This window comes from Lunatimonas lonarensis (assembly GCF_000390185.1).
Classification (GTDB): domain Bacteria; phylum Bacteroidota; class Bacteroidia; order Cytophagales; family Cyclobacteriaceae; genus Lunatimonas; species Lunatimonas lonarensis.
Map to the genome: position 1 here is coordinate 83,742 of NZ_AQHR01000085.1, position 13,730 is coordinate 97,471.

General features: G+C 46.9%; 6 protein-coding genes. 2 read left to right on the plus strand and 4 right to left on the minus strand.

Annotated elements, in window-relative coordinates; translation table 11 throughout:
• Positions 1-288 precede the first annotated feature (288 nt).
• Positions 289-693, plus strand: coding sequence for a response regulator (locus tag ADIS_RS13125; RefSeq protein ID WP_035806074.1), 405 nt, complete (start codon positions 289-291; stop codon positions 691-693).
• Here ADIS_RS13125 and ADIS_RS13130 read toward each other — a convergent pair.
• Positions 690-3,704, minus strand: coding sequence for a glycoside hydrolase family 3 N-terminal domain-containing protein (locus tag ADIS_RS13130; RefSeq protein WP_010855032.1), 3,015 nt, complete (start codon positions 3,702-3,704; stop codon positions 690-692). The two genes, ADIS_RS13125 and ADIS_RS13130, sit on opposite strands and share 4 nt — an antisense overlap.
• Before the next feature lie 153 nt (positions 3,705-3,857).
• On the opposite strand from ADIS_RS13130, the gene ADIS_RS13135 reads away from it, so the two are divergent.
• Positions 3,858-5,294, plus strand: a complete 1,437-nt coding sequence (locus tag ADIS_RS13135) for a sodium:solute symporter (RefSeq protein ID WP_010855033.1) — start codon at positions 3,858-3,860, stop codon at positions 5,292-5,294.
• A gap of 542 nt (positions 5,295-5,836) precedes the next feature.
• Here ADIS_RS13135 and ADIS_RS13145 read toward each other — a convergent pair.
• The 3 genes from ADIS_RS13145 to ADIS_RS13155 form a co-directional block, all read right to left on the minus strand.
• Entirely contained in the window at positions 5,837-8,485 is a 2,649-nt protein-coding gene (locus ADIS_RS13145) for a DUF7133 domain-containing protein (RefSeq protein ID WP_010855034.1), read from the minus strand.
• A gap of 449 nt (positions 8,486-8,934) precedes the next feature.
• Complete coding sequence (locus tag ADIS_RS13150; RefSeq protein ID WP_010855036.1) at positions 8,935-10,377, minus strand: SusD/RagB family nutrient-binding outer membrane lipoprotein; 1,443 nt, start codon at positions 10,375-10,377, stop codon at positions 8,935-8,937.
• 102 nt (positions 10,378-10,479) lie between these two features.
• Entirely contained in the window at positions 10,480-13,680 is a 3,201-nt protein-coding gene (locus ADIS_RS13155; RefSeq protein ID WP_010855037.1) for a SusC/RagA family TonB-linked outer membrane protein, read from the minus strand.
• Between the last annotated feature and the right edge of the window lie 50 nt (positions 13,681-13,730).

Here is a 13,730-nt window from a genome sequence, read left to right on the forward strand (position 1 = left end):
ATTGCTTTGTTAGAAATTTGGTTGGTTAAAATCGAAAATTAACAAAAATTTGGCAATGATTTGTTCTAAATACCTATTTAAATTAAACGATCCGCTAATTGATCGCCTAATCGTAAAAGGTATCAAAAAATCTCCCGATCCTTTGAATCAGGGTCGTACACCGTTGGAAAAAATTCTTTATATTTGATATCTTTCGGGATAAATCAATAAAAAATAATGGTGTTTTTTGCTGGTTTTTCAAATAAAATTCCAAAGGACAAATTCATAGCTATCAACAACATAACTTTTATGTCAAGAATAAAATCAGCCTGTGTGATAGACGATGATCCTCTTTATAATTTCGGGATCAAAAAACTGTTTGAATTCACAAAATTTTCAGAAAGCAGCCTTTTTTTCCAAAATGGCCATGAGGCCATTGAAGCATTAAGCCTGATCGAAAACGACCAATTTCCAGAGGTAATTCTACTTGATATCAACATGCCCATCATGAATGGCTGGCAGTTTTTGGAGGAATACGAAAAACGAAACCTCAAAAGGGAAACCAAAATTTACGTCGTTTCCTCATCCATTAACCAAGAAGAAATAGACCGGGCCAACGCTTATTCCTTTGTGGATGGGTATGTGTTTAAACCTTTGACCTTGGAAAAGGTGAAAGAATTGAAGGAAAAGGTGGAGAAAAACCATCCCGGTTAATTACCACTTTTATACAGCCCATTGGCCTTTAGGGCTTGGTAGACTTCTTCCAGAATGCCGGTGCGTATGTTGAGCTGATACAGTTTTCGGTTTTCTCGGGTGGGGTGTACGCGGTTTGATAGAAACACATAGACCAACTCGTTTTCAGGATCTATCCATATATAGGTGCCGGTAAACCCTGAATGGCCAAAACTTGTCACGGGTGCACTCGCAGCGGCATTTCCGTTTGGATCACCAGGGCGACTGGGTCGATCAAATCCAAGGGCTCTAAAATTACCGGAGGTCTCACAAAAGACACATTTTGAAAACTTGCGTACAACGCCCGGTTTAATCAACGATTCCCCTCCATACCTGCCGTCATTCAGGTAGAGGTGCATAAGTTTGGAGAGTTCGTTGGCCGAACCAAACAATCCGGCATGACCACTAATACCACCCAGCATGGCGGCTCCCTCATCGTGCACAGTTCCGTGTAGTAATTGCCTTCTAAACAGTGAGTCATATTCAGTAGGAACGATTTGGGTTGCTGGAAAGACACGATAAGGGTTAAAGGTCAACCCATCGGCTCCCAGTGGCTGGTAAATATTTGAGCGCAGGTAAAATTCCATGTCCATGCCTGTAATGGATTCGACCACCTTCGGCGCCAGAATAAACGAGAGATCGCTGTACACATATCCCTGACTCGGGTCTACCTTGGAGTCCATGATTTCCCTGTAGATCTTATCCCCGTACTTTCGGTGTATGTATAACTTATCGGCTACCCTCGCAGGAAACCTCAGCGACGAATCCTGCTTAAAGGTGTACCACCTGAAGCGTCCATTTTTACGCTGGGTGGCCTGCCAAAAAGAAATCCATGCAGTAAGCCCTGCCTGATGGGTTAGAATATCCCTGTAAACGAGGCTTTCCTTGTTAGTTCCTCTGGCCATTGGCAGATAATGCCCCAACGTTTCGTTCTCATCAAACTTCCCTTCCCCTTGTAGGTGCATAAGCGCGGCGAGTGCCGTACTGATTTTGGTGATGGACGCTAGATCGTACAAATCATCGATGGACACCTCCCGCGCCAACTCATAATTATGGTGTCCGTACGCCTTGTGAAAAAATATTCTTCCACCTTTCGCTATCAAAACCTGTGCACCTGGAGTTGCCCTCTCACGGATAGCAAGCTGAACCAATGAGTCAATGCCTGCTAGCTGCTCTGACCGTACGCCTACACTTTCGGGCATGCCGTAAGAAACCCGTATTCCTCCTTCCAATTCCATTCCTGCCCCTAAGGGAAACACCGATGAAAGGGCTACCGGCAAGGTTCCGGTGGCTCCTATTCCCCCAAAAACCAATTGCGACACCAAGTCCTGCGTATCGGCTGTCTCTTGATAAGCTGCGATGACCGCAGCCGATTGCGGTAGGTCCACCAATTCATTCAAGGCATACACGTTGCCAAACACACAAATCACGACCTCTTTGGTGTTGTTCAGTTCTTTGAGTAACAGGTTCATTTCGGGCGTAATGCCAAAACGATCGCTGCCAGCCCGCAGGGAGACCCCGTGTACTCCGATTACGATACGGTCATAGCCCTCCAACCCATTGAGCAAATTGACCAACTTATTCCTATCCGCATCCTTGGGCAAATAAAAATGATCCAGTCGTTGATACCGATCCAATCCCTGCTGGAAGGATGTTAACGTAGCGGATCCCAGTGCCACGGATGCCGTACGACGTGTGTCCAGGTTCTTTAGGGGCAGCACCGAATCCTTATTCTTAAGAACCGTAAGAGACGCAGCAGCCAGTTGTCTACTCAGGTGGCGGGCGTAGGGAGCATTTAGATCCGACACCAACGAGGATGTATTGATAGGCTCCCAATTGTCCAACCCGAGCCAGGCCTTCGCCTTCAACACTTTCAGCACACGCCTGTCAAGTTCCTCTCCGGTAATATCTCCCGATTCAATTGCCTTTTTCACCTCGGTAATGGTCGCGGGCACATCCATGGTATTCAGCAACATATCGTTCCCTGCCAATAAAGCCTTTACATCAACTACTCCCGGTTCGTAGTAGCTGGCAACCCCCTGCATGTTCAATGCGTCGGTAAAAACAAGGCCTTCATATCCCATTTCTTCCTTAAGGAGGCCGGTTACTACCGACTTGCTTAGTGTAGATGCCAGATTGGGTGTGTTGTCGTACACGGGAATGTGCATGTGGGCGACCATTACGCTACCAAGCCCCTGTTCCATCAGTTTACGAAAGGGGTACAATTCTAATTCGTGAAGTCTCTCTTTGGAAAAATGAATCACGGGAAGGCCATAATGGGAATCCACATTCGTATCTCCATGCCCGGGAAAGTGCTTGGCCGAAGCCAAGACCATTTCATCCTGCATGCCGCTCATATAAGCTACTCCCTTTTTCGACACCCGCTCTTTATCCTCCCCAAAGGAACGAAACCCTATCACTGGATTGGCAGGATTATTATTGATATCCACTACGGGAGCAAAATTCACGTGCAGACCTGCCCGCTTGGATTGTCTCGCGATTTCCCTCCCCATTTCATATATCAGGGAATCATTCCGCACTGCCCCCAGGGCCATTTGAAAGGGAAAACGAAGCGTGCTGTCCAATCGCATGGCGAGCCCCCACTCCCCATCGATACTGATCATCAAAGGAACCTTGGACTCTTGCTGAAAACGGTTTATCATTTGGGCTTGGCGTACCGGCCCACCTTGAAAAAAAATCATGCCCCCAATTCGGTATCTCTTTACCAGGTTACTGACTGAGTCGATGTGTACCTTATCCTTATTGGAGTACACCGGGATCATGATAAGTTGGGCAATTTTCTCTTCCAAGGAAAGGGAAAGGTAGGCCTCTTCCACCCATTTCTCCTTTTCTGCTTCCAAGTTCAGGAAGGGAATCGAATGATCTTGCGCAAAAGCTGAACCAACCAGGCCAACCAAAAAAGCAGATAGGGCAAAGAAATTGATAAACAATCGCATTTTCAATCTGGAAAGTTGGGTGCTTGCTGGGTCCATATACCGAGTAATTTGATTAAACGCCACCCGAAACTAGGCAAGGCAGTTTTTTTTGGAAATATACGGCATTTTGGCAAGTAGGGCAGACTGCCTTCCCGTAAAATATATATCTTGGTGGAAAATGTTGCATTGTAGTACCCCTAACCTCTGTTTATGAGTCCGGTATTGGTTTTTGGCGTAATTTCCGGCTACTTTCTGTTGCTGATCCTTATTAGCTACCTTACTTCACGGAAGTCGGACAGCATGACCTTTTACACAGGCAATCGCGAATCCCCTTGGTTTCTGGTCGCCTTTGGTATGGTGGGTGCATCCCTATCAGGTGTGACCTTTATCTCCGTGCCGGGAGAAGTAGGAAACACCAACTGGAACTACCTACAACTGGTCATGGGCAACATGGTAGGGTATGCAGTTATTGCGTTGGTGCTTATACCGCTGTTTTACAAGCTGAACCTCATCTCGATTTACGAGTATCTAAAATCCCGTTTCGGATCAAGATCCTACGTATCAGGAGCTACGATCTTTTTGATTTCTCAAACCATTGGCGCGTCCTTTCGGCTATTTTTGGCAGCTACAGTGCTTCAACTTGCCTTTTTTGAAAGCTTTGGGGTTCCTTTCTATGGCTCGGTTTTCGCCACCATGGTGTTAATTTGGCTTTATACCTTTAAAAGCGGAATAAAAACCATCGTATGGACCGATACGCTGCAGACAACGTTTCTTTTGGCAGCGGTCGTAATCAGTATTTTGGTGATCGCCGGCCACTTGAATAAGGGTGGATGGGAATTATTGGAATTGATCTCGAAAAACGAAAAATCCACGATTTGGGTCTGGGATGGCAATTCCGGACAGAACTTCTTCAAGATGTTTGCTGCCGGTATTTTTATTACCATTGCCATGAACGGCCTAGATCAGAATGTCATGCAGAAAAACCTCACCTGCAGAAACAAAGCAGAGGCCCAAAAAAACGTCTTCTGGTTCTCCCTGTCCTTCTTTTTTTCCAACCTCCTCTTCTTGGCTTTGGGGGTATTGCTGTATTATTACGCGTCGGTCAATGGGCTGGTATTACCTACTGCTACCGACGAACTTTTTCCTTCGCTCGCCTTGAATGAATTCGGTACGCTTGCCGGGATTGTCTTCTTACTAGGTATAACCGCCGCAGCATTTTCAAGCGCCGATTCAGCCCTTACAGCATTGACGACTTCATTTTGCATAGATATCATCAACTTGCCCGAAAAAAAGCATATCAACCAAGACAGAACCCGTCTGCTTATACATATAGGGTTTACGTTTTTGGTTTTCTTCACGATCGTTGTTTTCAATGAACTTAACGACCGAAGTGTGGTGAGTGCTGTCTTCAAAGCAGCCGGATTCACCTATGGGCCACTGTTAGGGCTGTTCGTCTTCGGGCTTACCAACCGAACCACCATTAAAGATCGCTTTGTACCATTCGTATGCGTGTTGAGCCCCATTATGTCCTTTATTCTAGACCAAAACTCGGCGAAGTGGTTTGACGGCTACCAGTTTGGATTTGAAATCCTGCTTGTGAACGGCACCTTCACCTACCTCGGTCTGTGGATGCTGGCAAAAAAATGAGGTTGTTAACTCGATTTCAAAAGGGAAAAGGGAAACAGAAAAACGGCCAAAATCATGGAGAGGGTAAGAGTAACACCTATCCCAAGTAACCTAAACGGCAAGAGCAATAGCCAAATAAGTGGATACAGCACTACAAGCAATACCGCAAGTGGCCAGCAAAGCACAAAAAGTATTGCCCAGAGGACGAGGTTCATAAATAATTTCATCTGTTTATAATATGTCTTTAAGCGGTCAGATGGAATCTCGCACGAATTACAATCGTCCCTTCGTGTGTCGCTTGCGTCGTGCTCGATTTCATGTGTCTATAATAATTTTTTCGATGGTTGGAATTTCGAATGCACTAACCACATTGATAATGGGTTCAAACAATACAATTAAAACCTAAGGCCTCTTCCTAAAAAGAAAAAGGTTTGCTGGGAGTGTGCACCAAAGCCGTGCCAGTTAAAAATCGGGAATATAGCGGGGTATTGGATAGAAAAATGCCCATAACCGTACAGCCTACTGTTCGGTTATGGGCAAATTGTCTGCCTAGAAAAGCCGATCTATTTTTGTTGGGAAAGGAATGTCACCAAGGAAGCAAATTCCTCGTAGGAGAGCGCATTCGCCAGCCCCTCCGGCATCATGGAGTTTTCCATTTCCTTTCGCTCGACCACATCAGCAACCGGCAGGGTGTAGGCCTGGCCGACGATATTTCTGATCACGATTTTTTCGGCACTTTCTTCGGTAACGAAGCCCATGTAGGATTTGTCGTCCTTGGTCTTGATAAGCACCGTAGCAAATCCCTGGGATATGGAAGCATCCGGCTTTAGAATCGACTCTGCGATTTGGTCTCTGCTCATAATACTACCAATTTGTCCCATAAATGGCCCTTTCATCGCCTCTCCTACCTCCAGGCTATGGCATGCCCGGCAGCCTTGCTGTTCGAAAATCGTTTTGCCCAAAACAGCATCACCTGGCAATTCCTGAATGGCCAATAAAACATCTTCGATGGAAGTGGAGCCGACTTGCCCCTTCTTGTTTTTGATTTTTTCCAAATCGACATCGGGCTCCTCCAGCATTTCAGCAACGGTAAAATCACCGCCAAACTCCGTTATACCCATACGGTTCTTTTCATTCAACATTCCAATAAAGGCCATATTTTCCGTACCTCCTTTACTCCATTCCTGCATAAACAGATCCTTTATGGATGCCGAAGATCTCCAAAGGACTGACTTATAATAAGGGCCATGGGTGTCGGGACGAGTACCCCACCACCACGAACCATCGTAGGGAGCTTCACGGGTATATAGCCGGGCCAGCACGCCCAAAATTTCCGTTCGTAAGCCTTCGTCTGAGCTGGATCTATACCTTTCGATCAAACCATTTACAACTGCTGGATCATGCATGTACCGCAATGCCCATAATGCCAGGGTTTGATTGGAACTTCCGATTGCATCCAAGCAGGCCTCTGCTGCTTTCATGTTGACCAGTGCCCTTACCGCTAGGTGTGCAGGCACAATGGCTGAATTCGGATCTGCATGCGGGCCTTCTTCTTTCCATTCCGGTGCCACAAAGGAAGAAGGTACCGGCGTACTCAGCAATGCCGGAATAGCCTTGGGATCCTTCGCGCGTCCCAAGGCTATGATGGCCGCCTTACGAACTTGTGGAGAGGAATCCCCGAGGCTGCTAATAAGTTGATCTACAAGCGCGGCTTCCAACATCTCCCTTCTGTCGGTGAATGCCCTTATTACATGTTCACGGAGCTCTGCAGATTGATACAGTTCTTCAAACTTATTCATTCCCTTTACTCCGTTGATCTGGGTAAAGGCGTACAATGCCGCAACCCGCGTAGAAAGTGGTTGCCCACTGTCCTTCACTACTTTGAGTACCGCATCCGACGCCTTTTTGGCCGGTCTATTGAGCAGTTCCTGCTGCGTATAGAGCCGTGTTACTGCGCTTCCGCTGCCTAGGTGCTGTATCAATTCATTGAGGGATGCCTTCTTTAGGTTGGGAGCCGCCTCATAGGTCCAGTCCTTCGGTACCACTCTTACGACAAAACCCTTGGATGGACTGCCTCGATAACCTGCACCATCCCAAGCGGCCAGGTACAATCTACCGGTACCATCCACGTCCAAATCGGTAATTTGGGGCAGCTTGATAAAGGACAGTTCCTCCTGGGTATAGGAGGGCCCATCCTCTGTGACCTTATGAATATAAAGCTGATTTCTTCCCCAGTCAGCCATCATGGGTACCTGGTTGAATTGTTCAGGCCATCTCGCATCATCCATGAAAAGGGCACCGGTTCCAGATCCGCCGCCCACATCCACCAATGCAGGCAGTATTTCTTCCGTAAAGTGCTTGAAAAGCACTGGGTACCCATATTCACCGGACTGTATCTGATGGCTAAACCGTATGTTCCAACCGCCACCGTCATTGGTATTGTCCCGGGTAAACATATTCATAAACGGATCTATCGCCACATCGTAGATGTTGCGTAGACCATGGGTATATATTTCCATTTCTGTACCGTCTGGACGTACCCTAACAATACCGCCGCCAAGCATAGTCAGCGTAGTCCCTTCCCTGTCAACGGCATCGTGAAACCCAAAATCACCAACTGCAATGTAAATCCACCCATCAATTCCCAAGCGAATCCCGTTGGTGGAATGATCGGTACCTCTTCCCTGTAGAAATTTGGGAGAACTGATGTGTTCAATTAATGGCTTAGATGGCCCATCGGCGACGCCATCGCCGTCTTTATCTTCGAAAACGACAAGGTTCATTCCGGTAGCAATGCCCTCCTCGCCAAACACCGTATGCAGGACAAAAACCTTTTCATCCAAAATAATGATTCCCCGCGGATTGTCTACATCGGCAAAGGTAGTGTAACTGTCTACGATCCCATCTTGGTTGCAGTCAATCAATTTCACAATATGGCCTTTTCCGGGTTCCTTGCCCAACGAGCCCATCATGTCAACACCGACATACACCTCACCGGAATGGGATACGGCTATACATGCAGGACTTGGCGTTACCTCCGAATCGGAAAAAGGCGTAATGGTCAGCTCTTTTGGCCAATCCAAGGCGGCAGCTAGTGAGTCCAACGAAGGTAACGCTGCTGTTTCAGGAGCCGGTTCACAGGGTACCTCAGTCTCTTTTTCGGCACAAGAAAAGGCCCCTATCATCAGGGAAACGATTAGAAATTTCTTCATGGTTTATATTTGGTTTTCTGCGTTCGGGATGCCGCACGATCAATCTATCGTAGGCCGAACCTCTTATTTTTGGATTGGAGCATTCAGCACAACGCATTCCGCTCGGTAGGCAAAAGTAATCCGTTCACCCACTTAAACCAACAAAATTTGGAAATTGTGATTTCAACACCGATTTATCAAACATGGGAAGAAACCCGATGATCGGCATCTCAGGGAAGACCATAGACCACCATCTCCGGAAAACCGCCATAGATTGCCGGCAAACCAACTATCGAATATCCTGTCCCGGATATCGTCTACTGACGCTGTGTACATCTGCGGCATCGGCGAACAAACGGGTGTGCAGAACCATTCTAAAAATAGGCGAATTTGGTGGAAAAAAGCGCAAAAAAGGCCACTCCCAGATAGGAAGTGGCCTTTCAGCTGATCGAATTATTGAACTCAAAATCTTAATTGACGTCCCACCAGGGTTTGATATCCATTTCGTTTTCGAAACCTGCACCGGCTACGGCAGCCGGGTTGTTACCCAATTCTACTGCCGGATACAACGCTCTTACAGGAATGGATGTACGGACGGCTGCTGCAGGAAGGGCCAACTGAGGCACATCAAGACGTCTCCACTCAGACCATGCCTCAATGCCATTTCCGTAAAGCGCAATCCACTTCTGCATGCCGATGGATTGTTTCCAATTTTCGGAATTATAGGCATTTATAGGCAATGCCAAATAATCATTAACCGCCTGTTCATTAGTAATACCCCATTGCCTCATGGATGCAGCAACGCCTGCATTATAGGCTTCAGCCGCATCACCGCTGATAAAACCCCTTTGGATGGCTTCTGCCTCAAAAAACTTCATCTCGGCATGGGTCAAGAGATAGGCTGGGGCAGTAGCTGAGCGTAGACGGGTGCTTGGCCTGGAAGCAGTACCTTGCAGAGCAAACGTCTCCCCATCCGTAAGTCCATACGGCAGACCCACAAATTGACCCGCTACGTTTGGATTTGCAAAAGCAGAAATACGGGGATCGTTACGCTCGTTCATGGCATTTACCAGGACATTTGAGAGCGTAAAATCGTCCCGATTGTTGATCGTATTGTCGACGAAGAATGGATTTGCTATCCGCTGATCGGATTGGAAAGGAAAATGAAAGCCTTCATTGTAAGCACTGATAACACCTGCAGCAAAGCCTTCTGATACCATACGCCTAGCCGTAGCCTGATCAACATCTGCCATTCGCATCCCGATTCTTACTTTCAACGAATTACCAAACCTCCGCCATTTTGCCATATCGCCTCCGTAGAAGATGTCTCCGGAAGAAAAACTGGAGGTTCCCACGGTAATCTTGGCGAGTGCCGCATCGATCTCAACAGCCAAGCCAGCATAGATGTCCTGCTGCCGATCATACTGAGGATTTGGGAACTCCGCGGGGTTGAAGGCCTGTGAGTAAGGAACGTTAACCCAGATATCGGTCACGTTCTGAAATGACCAGATACGAAGCAACTCCAATATCGCCAACCGGTTATTTCGTTGTGCGTCGGTCAGGTTTTGGTTTGCTGCCGTGATCCGCATGGCTGCCTGTAAGTCATTCATCCCTCCGGCGTACAACGTATTCCAGATACCGTCGAAATTGGTAGGGTTAAAATTGAAGCGAGACCTTTCCGCGTATTCACTCTGGGAGAATTGCTGTACCATCAGCATCCCAAAATCGAAGTTTAATCCACGGCTCCACATCTGGTTCGAAAGAGAAAACTCGGCTTGTGTAAGCAGGTTTTCAGCGGGAACTGCTGTGGGGTTGTTTGGGTCGATATTCATCTCCTCAAAACCCTCTGTACAGCTCATTACTCCCAAACTTAGGAGAAATAGACCCAGTAAATAATTTGATATATATTTCATGGTTTTTTTAAATTTTTAATGTTCGCTTGAACAGGATTTAGATGCAGGTAGGCTCTTTTAGCATTGTCGATTTGCCAACCTGTCATCATACACGAATCTATATTAGAATTTAAAGCTGAGGTCAAACCCTATAGATCGCGTAGTGGGTACTTGCGCATTTTCCAATCCCTGCACGTTTCCTGCTCCGTTTACCCCTTGTGGGTCAAGGTAAGGCAAGTTGCTGTGCAAGATGGCGAGGTTCCTGCCAAAGGTACGCAATCGAACATCTCTCACTGGCAATTTGGAGATAACTCGGTTAGGAAGAGCATACGATAAGGAAAGCTCCCGAAGTTTGATAAAAGAACCGTCAAATACGTTTGGAGAAGCAACCGACCAAATAGTTTGGTAATAGGCCTGAGGGCTGATGACCACGGTATTTGGCTCTCCTGATTCTGTAACACCAGGCACGATCATACCAGTTTCACGCACGTTGTTTTCTACTGTTACCGGATCCATACCAGAGTATTTAGACCATTGCAATGAGGTTGAGTGGATAATACCCCCACCTTGGTAGTCTACCAAAACGCCAAGCTCCAATCCTTTGTAACGGAAGCTGTTTCGAACCCCACCTGCAAAGTCTGCAATTGTACTGCCCAAAAACTCTCGGTTACTGTTTGCAATTGGGAACCCATTTGCTCCTACGATAACCTGACCGGCATCGTTACGACGAAAATCTTGGCCAAACAATGACATGTAAGGGAATCCTTCCTGTATACGCACATCCGCCGCCCAGGTGGTACCGGCGATGATGTTTTGTACACCCGGCGCCAGTTCAACTACTTCGTTGTTGAATGTGGCGAAGTTAACCATCAAATCCCAGCTGAAATCACCCTTAACTACTGGTGTAGCATTCATGGTCACTTCGATACCATGGTTTCTCATCGAACCAGCGTTTAGGATACGGGAAGTAAATCCAGTAGAAGCAGAGGACGGCACGTTGAAGATTTGATCCACTGTAGTACGGTCGTAGTACGACACATCAAACGACAAACGGTTGTTTAGAACGGCAAATTCTACCCCGAACTCGATCTCATTCGTACGCTCCGGACGCAGGTTGGCATTAGGGCTTCCCAAAGGAACGGTGTAACGAGGGAAACTTCCAAAGTTAGGTACTACGTTGCTGTAAACGTTCTGCAACTGATAAGGAGAAGCATCATTTGCTGCTTGACCATATCCAACGCGCACCTTACCAAACGAAAGGAATGAATTTCTGAGGGCCTCAAGCTCGGTAAATATAAAGCTGGAAGACACCGATGGATACCAATAATTGTTGTTATCTACAGGAAGGGTAGAAGACCAGTCACCACGCAGGGCCAAGTCAACATACACCATATCCATAAAACCTACTGATGTGGTGGCAAACACACTGTTGATCGCTCTCTCTTGTTCATTGGTTATTACCTGAGCAGCATTGACCGAATTGGCAATGTTAAAGAAACCGTCCAACGCTAATCCACCTACCGTGTTGATGGTGTTTCTGGTATTCAGTTGATTCATCAGGTTACCACCCAACATGGCATTCAAAGAGAATTTATCGTTCAGCCTTTTGTCATAAAGAAGGGTTGCCTCTAGGTTAGTCTCTGCGAATGTGCGAACTTCCTCCCTATACCTGGATTGCGTAATGCCGCCTTGAGGGATACCTTCTCTCGATCTGAAAGTAAATCCATCGCGCATAGCCCTAAAATTGAAGCTAAGACCATCCATGATTTTATAGTTCAAGTTGAAGTTACCGAAGAAACGGTCCCTGGTATCTTCCTGTAGGTAGTTTCGTCTTACCCAATACGGGTTGTCAAAAAACCGAGGCCGGTGATTGAAGGACAGCAACTGACCTGTTTCAGGATCGATCACAGGCCCAATTGGATTCCATGTCTGCTGACGTCCATCGAGGAAACGATCGTTTTTTAGTCTCTCTACATCCAACTGGGTCTGCCACCACTGGGTAAAGCCCTGCATTGGGTTGGCGTTGTTGTAACCCGTAGCATTTCGTCCATCTGCTTTTTGGATCACCATGCTACCTGCAGCAGAAGCGGTCAGGCGATCCGTTACTTTATAAGAAGTGTTGAAGCTTATCGTATTTCGCGACAGGTTTGAGTTTGGAATTACACCTGCCTGATCCAGGTTGGTATAGCTAAGACGGAAGCTACCTACGTCGTTGGAACCAGACACGGCAAGATTGTTTTGACGCGTAACGCCGGTTTCAAAGAATCGCTCGTAGGGGTTTGCCGGAGCTACCCAAGGTCTTGTTTCACCATAAGTAGGGGAATCGACATCCCACGAGTCCCAATGACGAACCCTTACATTTGGATCGTAACGTGGGCCCCAAGCACCATCTTTGGCATAAATAGGCGCTAGGAATTTTTGCCCATTTTCAAAAAATTCAACAAACCCCGATTCGGTATCCGCGATATCTCCGCCACCATATAGTTGCTGGTGGGGCATCAGCGCTATCGGATTTTCAAAAGTAGTGGTAGAGTTCACCTCTACACCAATTCCTCTTTTGGCGGTTCCACCGCTCTTTGTCGTAATCAAAATTACGCCATTTGAGCCTCGGGTACCATAAAGAGCCGTAGCTGCAGCACCCTTCAACACTTCCATAGACGCGATGTCCTCCGGGTTAATGTCGGAAGCCGCGTTACCGTAGTCGTACGCACCACCACCAAAACCTCTTTGCTGATCCGCCGTAGCGTAATTAGCATTGTTGATAGGCATACCATCCACCACAAACAAAGGCTGATTCTCACCTAGGAATGAGTTGACACCTCGAATAGTGATTCGAGATGATCCTCCAATGGCACCAGGAGTACCCTGAATTTGAACACCTGCGATCTGACCTTGCAGGGCATTCACGATGTTGGTTTCCCGGGTATCCGCCAATCGCTCACCGTCCACCGACTGGACCGCGTAGCCAAGAGATGCCCGTTCACGGGAAATCCCCAGAGCAGTAACCACAACCTCGGAAAGTGCGCTGACCTCAGGATCCATGGTAACGTTGATTATCGAACGACCTCCGATCTCTACTTCCTGTGAGGCGAGCCCAATAAAGGAAAACACCAACACATTACTTCCTGAGGGTACATTGATCGTATAATTACCATCCATATCGGATACCGAGCCGACGGTGGTACCTTTTACCAAGACACTCGCTCCCGGAATAGGCTCATTGCCTTCCGACGAGATAATTGTGCCTCTTACCTCCACAGCCTGTGCAAAAGATAATTGCACCAAAAAGCTGAAGAACAGTGTAAACAGTAAATTTTTCTTCATATTGTTTTAATTAGTTTATGACCAAATGTAAAAAAGGATCTGAGAAAATT

Coding starts and splice junctions, on each gene's coding strand:
- ADIS_RS13125 (WP_035806074.1), top strand. CDS start 289: ATGTCAAGAATAAAATCAGCCTGTGTGATAGACGATGATCCTCTTTAT.
- ADIS_RS13130 (WP_010855032.1), bottom strand. CDS start 3,704: ATGGACCCAGCAAGCACCCAACTTTCCAGATTGAAAATGCGATTGTTT.
- ADIS_RS13135 (WP_010855033.1), top strand. CDS start 3,858: ATGAGTCCGGTATTGGTTTTTGGCGTAATTTCCGGCTACTTTCTGTTG.
- ADIS_RS13145 (WP_010855034.1), bottom strand. CDS start 8,485: ATGAAGAAATTTCTAATCGTTTCCCTGATGATAGGGGCCTTTTCTTGT.
- ADIS_RS13150 (WP_010855036.1), bottom strand. CDS start 10,377: ATGAAATATATATCAAATTATTTACTGGGTCTATTTCTCCTAAGTTTG.
- ADIS_RS13155 (WP_010855037.1), bottom strand. CDS start 13,680: ATGAAGAAAAATTTACTGTTTACACTGTTCTTCAGCTTTTTGGTGCAA.